Genomic DNA, 18,047 nt, shown 5'->3' on the forward strand with positions numbered 1-18,047 from the left:
TGCCGGGCCAGTAAGGTCGACTGGGTGACTGGGTCGGGTGGCGCCGCTGTGGCGGGAAAAGCGGAAACGACGCCGAACAGCTCCGGTACCTCGGGCGGTTCGCTGCGCGCCTGGCAGCGCCGGGCATTGACCAAGTACCTCGCGTCCAAGCCACGCGACTTCCTCGCGGTGGCCACGCCGGGCGCCGGTAAGACCACGTTCGCGTTGCGGGTGGCCGCCGAACTGCTGGCCGATCGCACCGTGGACCAGATCACCGTCGTCGCGCCGACCGAGCACCTCAAGCATCAGTGGGCGCACTCCGCGGCGCGCGCGGGCATCCAGCTGGATTCGCGATTCTCCAACGCGACCGGCGGCACGTCCGGCGACTATCACGGTGTCGTCGTCACCTACGCCCAGGTCGCCTCGCATCCGTCCAGACATCGGGTGCGCACCGAAAACCGCCGGACCCTGGTGATTCTGGACGAGATCCACCACGCGGGCGACGCGAAGAGCTGGGGTGAGGCGACCGCCGAGGCGTTCGGCGACGCGACCCGCCGGCTCGCGCTCACCGGAACCCCGTTCCGCAGTGACGACAGTCAGATCCCGTTCATCACCTACGAGCCCGACGAGTCGGGTTTCCCGCGCTCGCGCGCCGACCACGCCTACGGTTACTCCGAGGCGCTTGCCGACGGCGTCGTCCGGCCGGTGGTGTTCCTCGCCTACTCCGGCGAGGCGCACTGGCGCGACAGCGCGGGCGAGGAGCACACCGCTCGCCTCGGCGAGCCGCTCAACGCCGAACAGACCGCGCGGGCCTGGCGCACCGCGCTGGACCCGGCCGGCGACTGGATCTCGGCCGTGCTGCGCGCCGCGGACATGCGGCTGCGGCAGTTGCGCAGCACGGGCATGCCGGACGCGGGCGGCCTGGTGATCGCCACCGACCAGGATCGCGCGCGTGACTACGCCGAACTGCTGGAACACATCTCGGGCACCAAGCCCGCGCTGGTGCTGTCCGACGAACCGACCTCCTCGGATCGGATCGAACAGTTCGGCGCGAGCACCGAGCCGTGGATGGTCGCGGTGCGTATGGTGTCCGAGGGCGTCGACGTGCCGCGCCTCGCGGTCGGCGTGTACGCGACCAGTGCCTCGACGCCGCTGTACTTCGCGCAGGCCATCGGGCGGTTCGTGCGTGCCCGCAAGCCCGGCGAGACCGCGAGCGTGTTCCTACCCTCGGTGCCGGTGCTGCTGGACCTGGCCGCGCAGCTGGAGTTGCAGCGCGACCACGTGATCGGCAAGCCGCATCGGGAGAAGGACGGGCTCGACGACGAGCTGCTGATCGACGCGAACAAGCAGCAGGACGAGCCGGGCGAGGAGGAGAAGTCCTTCGTCGCGCTGGCCGCCGACGCCGAGCTCGATCAGGTGATCTACGACGGATCTTCCTTCGGCACAGCGACTTTCGCGGGCAGCGACGAGGAGGCCGATTATCTCGGCATTCCCGGTCTGCTCGATGCCGATCAGATGCGGGCGTTGCTGCGGGAGCGGCAGACCAAGCAGATCGCCGACCGTGGTGAATCGGCGGCAGATCCTGGCCCGCAGGTGGCGAGTTCAGCCGAACGGGTGGCTACCGCCGACCGATTGGGTGAGTTGCGGCGTGAGCTGAACAGTTTGGTTGCCATGCATCACCATCGGACCAACAAGCCGCACGGCGTGATCCACGGTGAGCTGCGTCGCGAATGTGGTGGGCCGCCAACGGCTTTGGCGACGGCGGATCAGTTGGTGGAGCGGATCGCGGCGCTGCGCCGAATGTAGGTACGGCGAGTTCGTCAGTGCCGCAACCGGTTCGGGTCGCCGAACCCGCGGATCAGGCGGAGGTGGAGGTCGCCGGCCAGGCCGCCATCGCGCAGTCGATCGATTGCGTCAGCTCCGCCAGCGAGGCTCCGTCGCGGGCCTGAATCGACAGGCCGTAGAGCACCGTGGTGTAGAAGTGGGCCAGCCCGGGGGTGTTGGTGCCCGCGGGTAGATCGCCTTCGGTGATCCCGCGATCCAGCCGTTCACGGACTTCTTCTATTGTCTCCCTGCGCTTTTCGACCAGGAAGTCGCGGATGCTCTCGCTACGCGTGGTGTAGGTCGAGCCGGCCAGCACGACCATGCAGCCGTGCGGTTTGTCCTCGACGGTGTAGGCGATCGCGTTGTCCCGCAACATCGCATCGATCGCCTGCCGGGCCGTCGGTTCCTCGCGCAACGCGCGCGCGGTGTAGCCGCCGTCGGTCTTCCCGTAGAGGCCGATGGCCTCGCGGAACAGCGCCTCCTTGCCGCCGAACGCGGCATACAGGCTGGGCGAGTTGATGCCCATGGCGGAGGTGAGATCGCTCATCGACGAGCCCTCGTAGCCATGCTCCCAGAACACCTCCATGGCGCGGCGCAGCGCGTCCGTGCGGTCGAAAGCGCGCGGTCGTCCCCGTTCGGCCATGGTCGTTCCTTTCTGTGTCGATCGTTAAATATACCCCTTGACGCGACCGCGGTCGATGCGCTTAGCTATTTATGTATTGATCGACACAGAATTTGAGGAGGATCGATGTCGGATCTCACGGGCAAGGTGGCACTGGTGACCGGCGGTAGCCGCGGAATCGGGGCGGCGATCGCGCAGCAGCTGGCGGCCGACGGCGCGGACGTGGCGATCACCTACCAGAACGCCGAGGTTCAGGCGAAATCCGTGGTGGCGCAGATCGAATCGCTCGGCCGCCGCGCGGTGGCGATTCGCGCGGACAGCGCCGATGCCGGTGACGTGGTGCGCGCGGTGAACCAGGCCGCGGCCGATCTGGGCCGGCTGGACATCCTGGTGAACAACGCGGGCATCTTCCCGGCCAAGCCGTTCGAGGAATTCACCCTCGACGAGATCGACCGCGCGCTGCACATCCACGCGCGCGCCGCGTTCGTCGGGGCGCAGGCCGCGGTGGCGCACATGACCGCAGGCGGCCGGATCGTCAGCATCGGCAGCAACCTGTCCGAGAACGCCTCCTTCGCCGGGCTCTCGCTCTACAACCTGAGCAAGTCGGCGCTGAACGGCTTCACCAAGGCGCTCGCCCGCGAACTCGGACCACGGGACATCACGGTGAACCTGCTCCAGCCGGGCTCCACCGTGACCGACATGAACCCGGTCGACGGCGGCCACTACGACCTACAGGTCGGCCTGACCGCCCTCGGCCGCTTCGCCAAGCCCGAGGACATGGCCGCGATGGTCGCCTTCCTGGCCGGCGAGACCGGCCGCAACATCACCGGCTCGATCTTCACCGTCGACGGCGGCACCAACGCCTAATCAGCCTGTCCGCGAAGGCAATTCAGCGAAGGCTCAGGTGATACGACGAGGTCGGAACGTCACCGCGCCCACCCGCATCACTCCCTGAGACCACCTGCGGCGCAGTAGTCGATTCGGTCAGCGATCCAGCGAGGCGGACCGCAGGATGACCCGCTCGATCTTCACGTTGCCGGCGGCGTCAACGCCTGATCAGGCTCCCCGCCAATTCCATTCATGTTTGCCCAGCGGCGCGACGAGGCTGAGGCCGCCGCGATAGCCCCTTGGTCGCCGAGGGTCTGTACCTCCGGCATGTCGCGGCCATCCGACGCAACGGAATGATGAAATCCGCATCCGCACTTGGGATCTGCACCCGGAATAGGGCCATAGAGCCGGTGCGGATCCCGAGAGAGGGTGCGGATTTCTGCGGTTAGCCGGTGAAGTATTTGCCGGGGGAGACGCCTACCGCGCGGCGGAAGGCGGCGACGTAGGCGCTGGGGGTGGCGTAGCCGACTCGGCCGGCGATGCGGGCGATGGGGAGGCCGGCGGCCAGCAGGGGGAGGGAGGCGGTGAGGCGGATCTGGGTTCGCCACTGGCCGAAGCTGATTCCGGTGTCGGCGCGGAAGAGGCGGGCCAGGGTGCGGGGGCTGGTGGCGACGGCGGTGGCGAATTCGGTGAGGGTGCGGGGGTCGGCGGGGTCGGTGGTGAGGGCGTCGGCGACCTGTCGGGCGCGCGGGTCGGTGGGGGTGTGGGCGCCGATGGGGATGACGTCGACCGGTTCGACCAGGTCGAAGACGACGGATTCGGCGCGTTCACGGCGGTCGGCGGAGGTGCCGGGGGCGCCGAGGTGGTCGAAGAGTTCGTGCAGCAGGCGGGTGACGCGGATGATCGTCGGTGCGGTGAAGGCGACAGGGCAGCGGTCGGGGTCGACGTAGATGCCGCGCATCTCGGCGCCCTCCGCGCTGCCGGTGCGGTGCGCGATGCCGCCGGGGATCCAGAGGGCGCGGGTGGGCGGTAGCACCCAGCGGTTGTCGCCGACCTCGACGGCGATGACTCCCCGTGCGGCCCAGGCGATCTGGTGCTGCGGATGCTCGTGCAGGTCGAACCAGTAGCCGGCGGGCAGCACCCCCGCGCCGAGGACCATCGCGGTGGAACCGGGCGGGTCGGGCTGGACGGACGGATGGCCGTTTCGCGACACAATATGTCACCGTAGCTCGTCGCGGTCATGGCCGCCTGCTCATAGCGTCATGAGCATGGCGATGAACATCTTCCACCGATTCTGCTGCCGCTCGGCCATGTGGGAACGCACCAGCGCGACGAGGATCGTGCCGTGGGCGTTGTCCGGCCTCGATCTCGGTAGCTCCGCGCTCGAGATCGGTCCGGGTTATGGCGCGAACGTGCGCGCGTTGCTCGACCGCACGACCACCCTCACCGGCGTCGAGATCGACCCCGACCTGGCCGCCCGATTGCGCACCCGGCACGGATCGGTGATGACCGTGGTGGAAGGTGACGGCACCCACATGCCTTTCCCAGTAACGGAATTCGACTCGGTCGTGTGCTTCACCATGCTGCATCACGTGCCCTCACCCACCGCCCAGGACGCGCTGTTCGCCGAAGCGCTGCGCGTCCTGCGCCCCGGCGGCGTGTTCGCGGGCAGCGACGGCCTCGACACCCGCCTCTTCCGGCTGATGCACATCGGCGACACCTGCGTCCCGGTCCCACCAGACGACGCCGCCCACCGCCTAACCCGCATAGGCTTCACCAACGTCGAAACCGAAACCGGCACAACCAGCTTCCGCTTCCGCGCCCGCCGCCCCGACTGAACCGAGCCACAGGGGCAGCACGTCCTACCGGGCGTGCTGCCCCTGTGAGAGGTATATGCGCTCTGTGGTTTGAGCACGCTCGAACGCGCACGCCGTCGTAGGTCAGGCGGGGGTCAGGTTGCCGAAGTAGTTGGCGGGGTCGAAGGTGTTGATCGGCACCCAGCGTGGTTCTTCCGCGGGTGTGGGGGAATCGTCCTGTACCGGTTGGAAGAACCCCTGAATTTCCAGTGCGAGACGCGGATTCGCGTCCACGCGCTGCGCCATGTCGTAGAAGGTCGCCAGCACGTGCAGGCAGCGCGCCGTGCGGGCCTTGCACGAGCAGTCGGTGCCGGCCAGCACCGGCGCGATGGTGAGACCGGCCGCGGTCACCGCCTGATGCATGTCGTCGGTGAGCACGGTGGTATCCGGGATGATCTCGCCGATCGCGGTGATCGCGGCGCGGGTCAGCGGGGCCACCTCCAGATGGATCACCGACGCCTCGCTGCCGCGATGGATGTTGGCCCGCACGATCCGCCCGTCGATCGTGGCCTGCACCCCGTAGTTGCGCGCGACCGAGCGCGCGCGGGGGAGCAGCGGCTCGGGCCGCGTCTGCCGGAGCGGTTCGGCGAGACGAACCCAGTCCCGGCCCCATTTGCTGTATCCGAATTCGTTGTCCGGCATCAGTTCGCCCTCCCGTCGCCCGACCGCCACCCCTCACCGAATCGCTCCGCGATGCAGCTTCTTTGGCGGCGCAGGATCTCGACCAGTTGATCGTCATCGAGCCGGGCCAGCGCGGCGATGCCCGCCGAGTCGCCGAGATCCGAAAGCGCCGACTTGCGGTCGTGCATGCGGGCGATGTGCTCCTCCACAGAGGTGGTCGAGGTGAGCGTGGTGACGGTGACCGTGCGGGTCTGGCCGATCCGGTGCGCCCGGTCCGAGGCCTGCGCCTCGACCGCCGGATTCCACCAGCGATCGAAGTGGATGACGTCCGCGGCGCGGGTCAGCGTGAGACCGGTGCCCGCGGCGCGCAGGCTGAGGATCAGCACCGGCGGCCCGTCCTCGGCCTGGAATCCGGACACGATGGCCGCGCGCTCGGCCTGGTTCAGCCCGCCGTGGAAGAACGGCGCGGTGACCCCGAACTGCTCGGCGAGATGCCGGACCAGCAGCTCACCGGTCTGCCGGTACTGGGTGAAAATCAGTGTCGGGGCGTCCATTTCGAGGTTGTTCGCCAGGATGTCGGTGCACAGGTCCAGCTTGCCGGAGCGCCCGGCGAGCTCGGTGAGTTCGCCGGTGACGAGGCCGGGATGGTTGCAGACCTGCTTGAGCGCGGTCAGCGCCGCGAGCACCCGGCTCTGGCGATCGATGCCGGTGCCGAATCCGTCATCGATGGCGCGATCGAGGAGCTTGTCGTAGAGGTCTTCCTGTTCCCCGGTGAGGTCGCACAGCAGGTCGGTGTGGATCTTCGCCGGCAGCGACGCGGCGACCTGTGACTTCTTGCGCACCAGCACAACCGGTTCGATGGCGTCTTGCAGTCGCGCCGCGGCGGCCGTCGACCCCTCCTGGATCGGCCGGACGAACCGCCGCCGGAACTGCGTCTTGTGCCCGAACAGCTTGGGCGTCACCAGATTCAGCAGCGCCCACAGCTCCTCGAGGTGGTTCTCCACCGGCGTACCGGTCAACGCGACGCGCACCTCGGCGTCGAGCGCCCGCGCGGCCTTGGCCAGCTGGGTACCCGGATTCTTCAGCGCCTGCGCCTCGTCGAAAACCGCCGTCGCCCAGCGCCGCTCGTCCAGGTGCTGCCGGTGGATCCGCACCGTGGGGTACCCGGCGACGACGACCGTCCCGGCGCCGGCCTCGATTTCGCCCCCGCGCCACACGACCACGCGCAGTCCGGGCGCGAACCGATCGATCTCGTGCGCCCAGTTGCCGACCAACGACGTGGGGCACACGACGAGCTGCGGACCGTCGGCCGCGCGCCCGAGCAGAAACCCGATGGTCTGCACCGTCTTTCCGAGCCCCATCTCGTCGGCCAGCACGGCCCCGCCGTGCGCCGCGACGGTTTCCCGCAGCCAACTGACCCCGCGCACCTGATACGGCCGCAGATCGGCTTTCAGCGTCGAGCGCAATTCCGTTGCCGCCGCGTGGGTCTCGCCCAGCACCCGGATCGCGCGCTCGGCGGACACGATCGAGGTGCCCGCCGCGTTGGGCACCGCGTGCGCCGCGATCGGCAGTACCTCGGTCGGGGCAGCACCGGATTCCGCGTGCAGCGCCGCCCGCAACAGGCGAATGGATGTTCCCGCGCCGGCGAGCTCGAGCGCCGCGAACGCCGCCGGATCGATCAACGCGCAGTCGACCGGGGCGACCTCGATCGCCCCGTCGAAACCGGTGGGCACCGCGAGGGCGAGGGTCTCCCGATCGCCGAGCGTGGCGGGCGCGGGCCCGGTGTTCTCCCCGGTCCATGTCCACAGGGCGAACATGTGACGATCGGGCAGATAGGTGGCCTGTGTGCTGGGCAGAGCGAACCCCTCCATCGGCGTAGGGTGTACGAAGTATCTTGAATAACGTACAGAGTACCGAGTTTGTTCCGAGGAGCCCCTTGCCCGACGAATCCGTCGCTGAGCAGGCCAAACAGTTGGTGAGCCTGCTGTGGCGACACGAACTCCCGCCGCGGCCGGGCGCCCGCGGACCGAAGCCGGCGGTCAGTGTGGACGCGGTGGTCGACGCGGCGGTGGCGCTCGCGGATCGCGACGGTTACGCGAAGGTGTCCATTCGCGCGGTCGCCGCCGAGCTGGGCTTACGCCCGATGAGCCTGTACACCTACGTGCCGAGCAAGGACGCGCTGACCGTGCTGATGGTCGACGCGGTGGCCGACGAGGACCCGCCGATCCCGGCCGATCTGCCGGTGCGCGCGCGGATGGCCGCCATTGCCCGCCAGACGCGCGCTGAGCTGATCGCCCATCCGTGGCTGCTGGAAGTGTCGCTGTGGCGTCAGGTGATCGGCCCCGGTCGAATGCGCCGCTACGAACGGCAGCTCGCGGCCATCGACGGCATCGGCCTGCCGGATGTCGAGCTGGATCGGGTGATCGCCGTTTTGTCCGAATTCGCCACCGGCAACGCGCGTGTCGCGGTCGGCGCGCAGCGGGACACGCAGGCGATGACCGACGCGCAGTGGTGGGAGGTGCACGGCCCCTTGCTCACTCAGGCCATGCCGTCCAGTCTGTTTCCGCTGTCGTCGAGGGTCGGGCAGGCGGCCGGTGAGCTGTACCAGGCCCCCGCGGACCCGGACGACGCCTTCGACTACGGCCTGGACCGCCTGCTGGACGGGATCCTGGGGGACCGGAAAACCCCTGAACACACCGACAGCGGGCGATCCGAGGATCGCCCGCTGCGGTAAACGGTTTTCTGTTGTCGGATGTTGTTATCTCAGGACGCGAGGAGTTGGTCAGATCGCGGGAGCGGATTCCGTATCGATCACGGCTTCCAGCTCACGCAGTCGATCCATGTGTTCGTTCGCGTGGTGCTGGCAGAAGAGCAACTCGCCACCTGCGGGCAGAACGGCGCGCACTCGTGCTGCCGCCCCGCAGCGGTCGCAACGATCGACCGCGGTCAGTGGGGTGCTAGTCAGGGTTCCTGGCATGACTCCTCCGTCCTGGCTCCCGGTTCACAGACCGTTCGCCTGGTGTGGGGCCCGTGGTCACTCCGCGGGCTCGCTACCGCTACTTCCCAGCAGTGGTATGACTACTCTGTCAGACGTTCGGGACGGGGGCTTTGTTCCCGTGAGTGATTCAGTGTGTTTTCGATAACACGACCAGGGATTTCGCTACAGGCGAACATTCCAGGTCACGCTACGAACTCCGTTTGGTCACCACCTCGAACAGGCCGATCCAGTTGTCTACCGGGAGATTACCCGTGACCCACGACACTCACACGCTTGTTCACATATGCACTTTGGGCGAGTGGCTTTCCGCCCGGCAAACGGGCGAGTATCGCGCGTCGTCGCTCGACGAGGTGGGGTTCATCCACCTGTCCGCCCCGCAGCAGGCCCATCTGCCCGCCAACCGGCTCTTCTCCGGACGGCGTGACCTGGTCCTGCTCCGGCTCGATCCGGCCCGGCTGGGCGCACCGGTGAAGTGGGAGCCGGGCGTGCCGACCGACCCGGAATCGATGCTGTTCCCGCATCTGTACGGCCCGCTGCCGACCGGCGCGGTGATCGCGGTCGAGGAATTCCAGCCCGGTCCGGACGGCGTGTTCGCCCAACTCGCCAAGTGAGTCAGCGGTCGCGGACCTCGCGCGCCACGATGGCGGCCTGAACTCGCGACCGCACACCGAGTTTCGTCAGCACCCGGGACACGTGCGTCTTCACCGTCGTCTCGCCGATGAACAGGCGACCGGCGATCTGTGCGTTGGACAGCCCGTCACCGAGGCAGTCGAGCACCTCGCGTTCGCGCTCGGTGAGGTCGCCGAACCCGTTCGGTTCCGGTTCGTGCACATCGGTATTCGTCGCGGCGAACGCGGTGATCACGGCGCGGGTCACCTCCGGGGCGAGCACGCCGTCCCCGGCGGCCACCTTGCGGACGGCGTCGATGAGTGCCTGCCCCGACGACGACTTCAGCACGAACCCCGACGCTCCCGCCCGCAAGGTCCGGAAGACGTACTCGTCCAGATCGAACGTCGTCAGGATCAGCACCTTGCCCAGCTCGTCGGCGGTGATCCGCTCGGTCGCGGTGATGCCGTCCACGCCGGGCATGCGCACGTCCATCAGCACCACGTGCGGCCGCAGCGCCTTGGCCTGCGCGACCGCGACATCACCGTCGGCCGCCTCGCCGACCACCTCGAGGTCGTCCTCGGCGTCGAGGATCATCCGCAGCCCGGCCCGGATCGCGGCGTGATCGTCGGCGATCAGCACCCGGATCGTCATGGCCTGCTCGCCGTCGAGAGCGGCAGCTCGGCGAGCACTTCCCAGCGGCCGGAATCCGGTCCGGCGGTGAAGTTTCCGCCGAGCGCGGCGGTGCGCTCGCGCATGTTGATCAGGCCGCGGTGCGGCTCGCCGTTCTCGGTGCGGCGCAGCGTGACCGGCGCCATCGGGTTGCGCACCAGCACCCGTAGTTCCGCGTCCCGCGTGCCCACCTCGATGTCGACCTCTTGCCCCGGTGCGTGTTTCATGGCGTTGGTCAATGCCTCCTGAACGATGCGGTACGCGGCTTGATCGACCGCGCTGGGAAGTTCGGTGCCGTCGAGGGTTTCGCGCACCCGCACGCTGATCCCGGCCGCGCGGGCCGCCTCGACCAGAAGGGACAGCTGCGCCAGCCGGCGCGGCGCGGCCACCTCGTCCACCGCGTCGCCGTCGCTGCGCAGCAGCCCGATCATGGTGCGCATCTCCTGCAACGCGCTGACGCTGTTGGTCCGGATCGACCGCATGATCCCGGTGACCGCCGGATCGGCGTCTTTGCGGGCCAGCACGCCCAGCGCGGCCTCGGACTGGATGGCGATGGCGGAGAGGTGCCCGGCGATCACGTCGTGCAGGTCGCGCGCCATGGTGGTGCGTTCGTCGGCGATGGCGGCGCGGCGATCGAGCTCGGAGACCAGGGTGAGCGCCTGGGCGCGGGCGCGTTCGGCGCCGGCGATCTCCTTGTGCGTGCGCACCGAGTTGGCCCACCACAGCGGGGTCGCGATGAACGCGAACACCACGACCAGGGCGATCGAGACCGCGCGCAGATCGCCGGTGCGGACCAGGGTCAGGATCACGATCAGCCCCGAGAACACCGACCAGACCACCATGGTGATCCGCGAGGTCCGCCGTGCCGAATACAGCACGGCCGCGTAGATCAGGTCGCCGTAGAGGATCCACACCGGCACCGACGGGCCGAGGCGGATGTCGATCAGCAGCGGCGCCAGCCCGACGATCATGGCCAGCACCGGCATTCGGCGACGGCCCATCGTCAACAGGCACAGCGGCGCGAATACCGCGAGCCGCGTCGGCAGCGACACGTCCGTCCCGCGATCGATCAGGGCGTACAGATTCGCGACATAGAGCCCGGTGCCCGCGGCGAACGACAGCAGCACGCCCACCGCGTCGCGCGCCGTTCCGGGGAGTTCCGACCATTGCCGCACGCCTCCATCTCAGCACAGCCCTGACCAGGCGCCATCCGCCGAAGTGATGACCGCGCGGCGGAGTGAATCGGACATCGGTCTAATCTGAACGAGTGAATGTCGACGTGACAGCCCTACCCGGGATCGGAGTCCGCAAGGACTTCGAGGTCCGCTCCGGCCGCCGGATCGGCGTGGTCGCGCATCGCGATGGCGACATCGACCTGATCGTCTCCAAAATGGACGATCCCGACGCCTGCGCCGCGCAGATCCCGCTGAGCACCGACGAGGCCGCCGTCCTGGCCAACCTGCTCGGCGCGCCGCAGCTGGTCGCGAAGCTGAACGACGAACACAGTGACCTTCCTGGCATCACCACCCGGCAGTTGCCGATCGCCGACGAATCGCCCTACGAGGGACGCACACTCGGCGAGACCGCGATGCGCACCCGCACCAAGGTGTCGATCGTCGCGGTGATGCGGGCCGGCCAGTTGCATCCCTCACCCGGGCCGGACTTCACCTTCACCTCAGGCGATGTGCTCGTCGTCGTCGGTACCCCGGACGGCTTGGACGCCGCCGCCAAGATTCTCACGCACGGCTGAAACCGATGACTGGAACCGCGCTCGCCCTGGTCGAGCTCGGAGCGATTCTGTTTGTCCTCGGCACCTTCGGGCGAGTGGCTGGTCGCTTCGGCATGTCCCCCATTCCGCTGTACCTGATCGGCGGCCTCGCCTTCGGTCAGGGTGGCTTCATCCAACTCAGTGCCGCCAACGAATTCGGCCACGTGGCAGGCGAAATCGGCGTGGTGCTGCTGTTGCTGCTGCTCGGCCTGGAGTACACCGCGCCGGAACTGATGACCGGTCTGCGCCGATCCTGGGCGGCCGGCCTGGTCGACATCGTGGCGAACGCGACGCCGGGTGTGATCGTCGCGCTGATCCTCGGCTGGGGCGCGGTCGGCGCGGTCACCATGGGCGGCGTCACCTACATCTCGTCCTCGGGCATCGTCGCGAAGGTGCTCAACGACCTCGGGCGGCTCGGTAACCGCGAGACCCCGGTGATCCTGTCGATCCTGGTGTTCGAGGACCTGGCGATGGCGGTCTATCTGCCGATCCTCACCACCATCCTGGCCGGGCTGAGCTTCGCCAGCGGCGCGAAATCGCTGGCGATCGCGCTCACCGCGATCACGGTCGTGCTGGTGGTCGCGCTGCGCTACGGCCGCTACGTCTCGGCCATCGTGGACAGCTCGGACAACGAGGTGTTCCTGCTGAAGCTGCTCGGCGCGGCGCTGCTGGTCGCCGGCGTCGCCTCGGCGCTGAACGTGTCCGCGGCGGTCGGGGCGTTCCTGCTCGGCATCGCCATCTCCGGCTCGACCGCGCACGAGGCGGCGAAACTGCTGGAACCGCTGCGCGATCTGTTCGCGGCGATCTTCTTCGTCGCCTTCGGGCTCACCACCGACCCGCAGGCGATCCCGCCGGTGCTCGGCTGGGCGATCGCGCTGGCCGTGATCACCGTGCTGACCAAGATCGGCACGGGCTGGTGGGCGGCGAGCAGGCAGGGCATCCGGCCGATGGGCCGGGCCAGGGCCGGTGCGGCGCTGGTCGCGCGCGGCGAATTCTCCATCGTCATCGCGGGATTGGCGGTGACCATGGGCGGCGTCGACAAGGAGCTGGCGGCGCTGGCCTCGGCCTACGTGCTGCTGATGGCGATCCTCGGCCCGATCGCGGCGCGCGTCGTCGAGCCGGTCGTCGGGTTGGTGCAGCGCCGATTGAAGCCTGCCCCCGTCACTCCGTGAGCGCGGCGGCGGCTTCGGCTTTCGCCGCGGTCTTCTGCTCCACCCAGCGGCCGACCACGGTCGCCAGCCCGCCGACCGCGAGCCCGATCAAACACGCGCACAGGTGGCCGTAGTCGGTGAACGTCGGTCCGATCCACAGCGCCGCGACCAGCACCAGGATGAGCGTGCCCGCCCACAGCAGCCGGACCAGTCCGCGGAACCGGTAGGTCAGCGCCGCCAGCACCGCCGAAAACCCGTAGCTGGTGCCGACATCCGCCGCGACTGCCACCACCCGCGGGATGACGCCGTGATCGATGGCATGCGAGATGCCGGTGACCGTGAGCAGCGTCGCGCCGATGTGCCCGGTGGCGAACAGGATGATCCAGCGGGTGGTGCCCAGCCAGCGTTCCGCGTAGGCCATCACGATCAGGAAGCCGGCGATGGTGGTCCACGGGAAGCCGCCGTCGGTCCAGAACGCCGAGGCGACCAGCACCTGCACCGGGTTGTGCCGCATGTTGTAGAGGTTGGTCGACGCGGAGAAGATCAGCCTGCGTTCGACCGAGTCGCCGACCCCGCGCAAGGTCCACCAGGTGACGAACACGGTGAACGCGTAGGCGGTGCTGGCCGGCGCCGCGCCCAGGTGCTCGCGGATCGCGGGCAGCACCCGATGCGCCAACCCGGGACGGCGCAGCCAGTCCCACGCGACGCGAGCTTCGGTGCGGAGATCGATGGTCTGCGTCCAGGGTGACCGAAACCGGACCGGGGCGGAGGCAATCACCGACCAAGTGTGCCGTGTCCGGCTGTGCGTGACCCTGCGACCCGCCTGTGTGTGCGCTGTGTCACCGGTGGCGACACCGCGTCCGTAACGTCGTTTCACACCCGGGCAACAAACACTCCCAAGAATTGGTCCACCGACCAAACGGTATGTGGACGAGGAGTGCGTAGCGCCTATGACGATCGAGGATGTGCAGGTGACCGGTGCCGCCGGGACGGATTATCTGGCCAAGCGGACGTTGCGTTCGGGCACGGCGGGCTGGGTGCTGCTGGCCGGGCTCGGCGTCAGCTATGTGATCTCCGGTGACTACGCGGGCTGGAACAGCGGCATCGCGCAGGGCGGTTTCGGCGGTCTGCTCATCGCGACCGTGCTGATCGCGGGCATGTACCTGGCGATGGTCCTCGGCATGGCGGAGTTGTCGGCGGCATTGCCCGCCGCGGGCGGTGGTTACACCTTCGCCCGGCGTGCGCTCGGTCCTTGGGGCGGATTCGCCACGGGCACAGCGGTATTGCTCGAATACGCGATCGCGCCCGCGGCCATCGCGACGTTCATCGGCGGGTATGTCGAATCGTTGAACCTGTTCGGGATCACCGACGGCTGGTGGGTGTATCTGGCGGTGTACGCGCTGTTCATCGGGGTGCACCTGACCGGGGCGGGGGAGGCGCTCAAGGCGATGTTCGTGATCACCGCGATCGCGCTGGTCGGGCTGCTGGTGTTCGCGGTGTCCGCGTGGGGTCTGTTCGAGACGGGCAATCTGACCGATATCCCGGCGGACCCGAATGCCGTTGGCAGCTCGTCGTTCCTGCCGTTCGGGGTGTTCGGGATCTGGGCCGCGGTGCCGTTCGCGATCTGGTTCTTCCTGGCCGTCGAGGGTGTGCCGCTGGCCGCCGAGGAGGCGCGGGAACCGGAGAAGAACGTGCCCAAGGGGATCATCAGCGCGATGCTCGTGCTGATCGTCACCGGTGCGGCCGTGTTGTTCCTGGCCACCGGAGCACTTGGCGCGCAAGCCATTTCGACCTCCGGCAATCCGCTGGTCGAGGCGCTCGGCGACAGCGGAGCGGCGAAACTGGTGAACTACATCGGCCTGGCCGGGCTGGTCGCCAGCTTCTTCTCCATCGTTTACGCCTACTCCCGGCAGACTTTCGCGCTCTCGCGGGCGGGGTATCTGCCGACGAGCCTGTCGGTGACCAACGCCCGCAAGGCGCCGGTGCTCGCGCTGATCGTGCCCGGCGTGATCGGCTTCGCGCTGTCGCTGACCGGCAAGGGCGCGATGTTGTTGAACATGGCCGTGTTCGGCGCGGCGCTCAGTTACGTGCTGATGATGGTCAGCCACATCGTGCTCCGGGTCCGCGAACCGAACATGCCGCGGCCGTACCGCACGCCGGGTGGCATCGCGACTACCGCGTTCGCGCTCGTGATCGCCTGTGCCGCAGTGATTGCCACGTTCCTGGTCGATCCGGTCGCGGCGACCTGGACGCTGGTCGCGTTCTGCGCGTTCATGGCCTACTTCGGCCTGTACAGCAGGCACCGGCTGGTGGCCAACTCCCCGGACGAGGAATTCGCGATGCTGGCCGAGGCCGAGGAGGAGCTGGAATGACCTCCTACACACAGCAACTCGGCGGAGCGACCTACCAGTTCGACGGGCTGGTCGAACTGCTCGCCAAGGCCACCCCGCTGCGCAGCGGCGACGAATTGGCGGGCTGCGCGGCGAGTTCGGATGCCGAGCGGGCCGCCGCCCAGTGGGCGCTGGCAGAGGTGCCGCTGACCCGGTTCCTCGACGAACCGGTGGTGCCGTACGAGACCGACGAGGTCACCCGGTTGATCATCGATACCCACGATCGGGTTGCGTTCCAGCCGATTTCGCAGCTCACCGTCGGCGGACTGCGGGACTGGCTGCTGGCCGTCGCGGCCGGCGCCGGTGCCGCGGCCGTCCTGCGCGCGGTATCGCCCGGTCTCACGCCGGAGATGGTCGCCGCGGTCAGCAAGATCATGCGCAATCAGGATCTGATCGCCGTCGCCAGGGCCGCCGTGGTCACCGCGGGCTTCCGCACCACCGTCGGCCTGCCCGGCACGCTGGCCACCCGGTTGCAGCCGAACCATCCCACCGACGACCCGCGCGGCATCGCCGCCGCCACCCTCGACGGGCTGCTGCTCGGCTGCGGCGACGCGGTGATCGGGATCAACCCGGCGACCGATTCGCCGCAGGCCACCGCCGACCTGCTGAGCCTGCTGGACGAGGTGCGGGTCCGCTTCGACATCCCCACCCAATCGTGTGTGCTCTCGCACGTGACCACGACCATCGGCCTGATCGAGGCGGGTGCGCCGGTCGATCTGGTGTTCCAGTCGGTGGCGGGCACCGAGGGCGCGAATGCCGGTTTCGGCGTGAACATTTCGTTGCTGCGCGAGGGGAACGAGGCGGGCCGGTCGTTGCGTCGCGGCACCGTCGGCGACAACGTGATGTATCTGGAAACCGGTCAGGGTTCGGCGTTGTCGGCGGGTGCGCATCTCGGCACCGGCGGCAAGCCGGTCGACCAGCAGACCCTGGAGGCCCGCGCCTACGCGGTGGCCCGCGACCTGGACCCGCTGCTGGTCAATACGGTCGTCGGCTTCATCGGCCCGGAGTACCTCTACGACGGCAAGCAGATCATCCGCGCCGGGCTGGAAGACCACTTCTGCGGCAAGCTGCTCGGGCTGCCGATGGGTGTGGACGTTTGCTACACCAATCACGCCGAGGCCGACCAGGACGATATGGATACGTTGCTGACGCTGTTGGGCGCGGCCGGTTGCGCGTTCGTCATCGCCGTCCCCGGCGCCGACGACGTCATGCTCGGCTATCAGAGCCTCAGCTTCCATGACGCGCTGTACGCGCGGCGCGTCCTGAACCTGCGTCCCGCACCGGAATTCGAGTCCTGGCTGGCCGGGCTCGGCATGATCGACGCGGCGGGCCGGGTGCTGCCGGTGCAGCCGCTCGCGTCGCCGCTACGCGCGTTGGCGGGTGCCTGATGAAGCGGAGGAGCACCAGGCTGGAAGTTGTTGCGTCGCTGGATGAATCGGACGCCGAAGCGGAAAGTGCTGCGGCACAGCAATTCTGGCAGGATCTCCGGCGCAGCACCCAATCCCGGATCGGCTTGGGCCGTACCGGCGACGCACTCCCCACCGCACGGGTGCTGGAATTCCGCGCCGCCCACTCGGCGGCGCGCGACGCGGTCCACCTGCCGTTGGACGTACCCGCGCTGGGGGAGCGGGTCGCCGCCCTCGGCCTCGGCGAACCCGTGCACGTGCGCAGCCGGGCCGGCGACCGCGCGGAGTACCTGCGCCGACCCGATCTCGGCCGGCTGCCCGCCGAATCTTCCGATCCCGCAACCAAGTCTGATGTGTCCGAGGTGCCGCACAGTGCCGCCGAGATCGGATTCGTCCTGGCCGACGGACTGTCCCCGCGCGCCCTCACCGACCACGGCCCCGCGACGCTCGCCGCCCTGATCGAGGAACTCGCACCCCGCTACTCGCTCGCCGCCCCGGTGATCGCCACCCAGGCCCGCGTGGCCCTCGGCGACCACATCGCCGCGGCAATGGGGGCGGCCACGGTCGTCGTGCTGATCGGTGAACGCCCCGGCCTGTCGGTGGCCGACAGCCTCGGCATCTACCTGACCCATGTGCCCCACCCAGGTCGCACGGACGCCGATCGCAACTGCATCTCCAACATTCACCCGCCGGAGGGTCTCGGCTACCGGCAGGCGGCAAAGGTGGTCGCGGGCTTGGTCTCCGGCGCGCGCGTGCTCGGCCGCTCGGGAGTCGATCTCAAGGACACCTCACGCGCCGACGCGCTCGGCACCGGCGAGATCGTGCCGATCGAGAACGCGGGTGTGCGCCTACCGGAAGACGCGCACCCACGGTGAATCGGTCATAGCTGCCCGGTGTCCCGCACCACGCGCCTGGTCTGGGCGAACAGCATGCCGACGTTCACCGTCTTGCGGCAGACGACGACGATCACGACATCGCCGCGGCTTCCGGTCCTGGGGAAGAGATGGGTCAGATTGTCGCTGTTCACCAGGATTTCCTGAAAATAGTGCCGATCGCTGCGGACACCACGACGTTCCTTCCAGATGTCCTCGATCATCACGACGTTGCGGCCTTGGAACAGGTCCAGCGTCGCGGCCGAGAGCAGATCGAGGACCTCCGCCGGGTGGGTGTCGAGCGTCTCGACCGCCAGCAGCATGCCCGTGGACAGGTCGATCGCGCCGGAGGCGACACATTCCGGGACATCGGCGCGCAGCATCTTCACCAGCGAACCGATCCGATCGGTCAGGGTTCCTGGCGTCGTACCTTCGGTGATACTCATTGCATCCC

19 protein-coding genes are annotated in these 18,047 nt (G+C 68.7%); 10 read left to right on the forward strand and 9 right to left on the reverse strand.

Translation table 11 applies throughout. The annotated features are described in order from the left end of the window. Window positions 1-48: 48 nt before the first annotated feature. Entirely contained in the window at window positions 49-1,785 is a 1,737-nt protein-coding gene (locus AB0M22_RS05260; protein ID WP_364721692.1) for a DEAD/DEAH box helicase, read from the forward strand. Between the two features lie 52 nt (window positions 1,786-1,837). Here the strand turns inward: AB0M22_RS05260 and AB0M22_RS05265 are convergent, their stop codons facing one another. Continuing rightward, window positions 1,838-2,446 (reverse strand): TetR/AcrR family transcriptional regulator, encoded by a 609-nt coding sequence (locus AB0M22_RS05265; protein WP_364721288.1) that lies wholly within the window; start codon window positions 2,444-2,446, stop codon window positions 1,838-1,840. Between the two features lie 105 nt (window positions 2,447-2,551). Between AB0M22_RS05265 and AB0M22_RS05270 the strand changes: the two genes are divergently transcribed. After that, window positions 2,552-3,292 carry an SDR family oxidoreductase gene (locus tag AB0M22_RS05270; RefSeq protein WP_364721291.1) on the forward strand — a complete coding sequence of 247 codons (741 nt, stop codon included), beginning with the start codon at window positions 2,552-2,554 and terminating at the stop codon, window positions 3,290-3,292. Between the two features lie 406 nt (window positions 3,293-3,698). Here AB0M22_RS05270 and AB0M22_RS05275 read toward each other — a convergent pair whose 3' ends face one another. Next, window positions 3,699-4,466 carry a helix-turn-helix transcriptional regulator gene (locus AB0M22_RS05275; RefSeq protein ID WP_364721293.1) on the reverse strand — a complete coding sequence of 256 codons (768 nt, stop codon included), beginning with the start codon at window positions 4,464-4,466 and terminating at the stop codon, window positions 3,699-3,701. A gap of 55 nt (window positions 4,467-4,521) precedes the next feature. Here AB0M22_RS05275 and AB0M22_RS05280 point away from each other — a divergent pair, with 55 nt between their 5' ends. Further along, window positions 4,522-5,091, forward strand: a complete 570-nt coding sequence (locus tag AB0M22_RS05280) for a class I SAM-dependent methyltransferase (protein ID WP_364721296.1) — start codon at window positions 4,522-4,524, stop codon at window positions 5,089-5,091. Between the two features lie 102 nt (window positions 5,092-5,193). On the opposite strand, the gene AB0M22_RS05285 is transcribed toward AB0M22_RS05280, so the two are convergent. Together AB0M22_RS05285 and AB0M22_RS05290 are read right to left on the reverse strand one after the other, a co-directional pair. Next, entirely contained in the window at window positions 5,194-5,751 is a 558-nt protein-coding gene (locus AB0M22_RS05285; RefSeq protein ID WP_364721299.1) for a hypothetical protein, read from the reverse strand. Then, window positions 5,751-7,547: a DEAD/DEAH box helicase gene (locus AB0M22_RS05290; RefSeq protein WP_364721694.1), complete on the reverse strand. Its 1,797-nt coding sequence runs from the start codon at window positions 7,545-7,547 to the stop codon at window positions 5,751-5,753. The genes AB0M22_RS05285 and AB0M22_RS05290 overlap by 1 nt, the downstream gene beginning before the upstream one ends. A gap of 119 nt (window positions 7,548-7,666) precedes the next feature. On the opposite strand from AB0M22_RS05290, the gene AB0M22_RS05295 reads away from it, so the two are divergent. Then, window positions 7,667-8,464, forward strand: coding sequence for a TetR/AcrR family transcriptional regulator C-terminal domain-containing protein (locus AB0M22_RS05295; protein ID WP_364721301.1), 798 nt, complete (start codon window positions 7,667-7,669; stop codon window positions 8,462-8,464). A 48-nt stretch (window positions 8,465-8,512) separates the two neighbouring features. Here the strand turns inward: AB0M22_RS05295 and AB0M22_RS05300 are convergent, their stop codons facing one another. Continuing rightward, window positions 8,513-8,707: a hypothetical protein gene (locus AB0M22_RS05300; protein WP_150405918.1), complete on the reverse strand. Its 195-nt coding sequence runs from the start codon at window positions 8,705-8,707 to the stop codon at window positions 8,513-8,515. A 272-nt stretch (window positions 8,708-8,979) separates the two neighbouring features. Between AB0M22_RS05300 and AB0M22_RS05305 the strand changes: the two genes are divergently transcribed. Continuing rightward, on the forward strand, window positions 8,980-9,339 hold the full coding sequence (locus tag AB0M22_RS05305) for a DUF952 domain-containing protein (RefSeq protein ID WP_364721304.1): 360 nt from the start codon (window positions 8,980-8,982) through the stop codon (window positions 9,337-9,339). A gap of 1 nt (window position 9,340) precedes the next feature. Here AB0M22_RS05305 and AB0M22_RS05310 read toward each other — a convergent pair whose 3' ends face one another. Beyond that, the gene (locus AB0M22_RS05310) at window positions 9,341-9,988 is read right to left on the reverse strand and encodes a response regulator transcription factor (RefSeq protein ID WP_364721307.1); all 648 of its coding nucleotides are present in this window, start codon (window positions 9,986-9,988) and stop codon (window positions 9,341-9,343) included. Next, entirely contained in the window at window positions 9,985-11,181 is a 1,197-nt protein-coding gene (locus AB0M22_RS05315) for a histidine kinase (RefSeq protein ID WP_364721312.1), read from the reverse strand. Before AB0M22_RS05315 ends, AB0M22_RS05310 begins: the two co-directional genes overlap by 4 nt. Before the next feature lie 92 nt (window positions 11,182-11,273). On the opposite strand from AB0M22_RS05315, the gene AB0M22_RS05320 reads away from it, so the two are divergent. Together AB0M22_RS05320 and AB0M22_RS05325 are read left to right on the forward strand one after the other, a co-directional pair. After that, window positions 11,274-11,756, forward strand: coding sequence for a cation:proton antiporter regulatory subunit (locus AB0M22_RS05320; protein WP_150405922.1), 483 nt, complete (start codon window positions 11,274-11,276; stop codon window positions 11,754-11,756). Window positions 11,757-11,761: 5 nt separating this feature from the next. Next, window positions 11,762-12,946 carry a cation:proton antiporter gene (locus tag AB0M22_RS05325; RefSeq protein WP_364721315.1) on the forward strand — a complete coding sequence of 395 codons (1,185 nt, stop codon included), beginning with the start codon at window positions 11,762-11,764 and terminating at the stop codon, window positions 12,944-12,946. Here the strand turns inward: AB0M22_RS05325 and AB0M22_RS05330 are convergent. After that, window positions 12,936-13,703: a rhomboid-like protein gene (locus AB0M22_RS05330; protein WP_364721318.1), complete on the reverse strand. Its 768-nt coding sequence runs from the start codon at window positions 13,701-13,703 to the stop codon at window positions 12,936-12,938. The two genes, AB0M22_RS05325 and AB0M22_RS05330, sit on opposite strands and share 11 nt — an antisense overlap. A 172-nt stretch (window positions 13,704-13,875) precedes the next feature. On the opposite strand from AB0M22_RS05330, the gene eat reads away from it, so the two are divergent. The 3 genes from eat to eutC are packed head-to-tail and all read left to right on the forward strand — an operon-like array spanning window position 13,876 to window position 17,596. Continuing rightward, the gene (gene eat, locus AB0M22_RS05335; protein ID WP_364721321.1) at window positions 13,876-15,297 is read left to right on the forward strand and encodes an ethanolamine permease; all 1,422 of its coding nucleotides are present in this window, start codon (window positions 13,876-13,878) and stop codon (window positions 15,295-15,297) included. After that, window positions 15,294-16,703, forward strand: a complete 1,410-nt coding sequence (locus tag AB0M22_RS05340) for an ethanolamine ammonia-lyase subunit EutB (RefSeq protein WP_364721323.1) — start codon at window positions 15,294-15,296, stop codon at window positions 16,701-16,703. Before eat ends, AB0M22_RS05340 begins: the two co-directional genes overlap by 4 nt. Further along, entirely contained in the window at window positions 16,703-17,596 is an 894-nt protein-coding gene (gene eutC / locus AB0M22_RS05345) for an ethanolamine ammonia-lyase subunit EutC (RefSeq protein ID WP_364721326.1), read from the forward strand. Before AB0M22_RS05340 ends, eutC begins: the two co-directional genes overlap by 1 nt. Before the next feature lie 5 nt (window positions 17,597-17,601). Here the strand turns inward: eutC and AB0M22_RS05350 are convergent, their stop codons facing one another. After that, the gene (locus AB0M22_RS05350) at window positions 17,602-18,039 is read right to left on the reverse strand and encodes a hypothetical protein (protein WP_364721329.1); all 438 of its coding nucleotides are present in this window, start codon (window positions 18,037-18,039) and stop codon (window positions 17,602-17,604) included. Between the last annotated feature and the right edge of the window lie 8 nt (window positions 18,040-18,047).

Source organism: Nocardia sp. NPDC051756 (assembly GCF_040681495.1).
Classification (GTDB): domain Bacteria; phylum Actinomycetota; class Actinomycetes; order Mycobacteriales; family Mycobacteriaceae; genus Nocardia.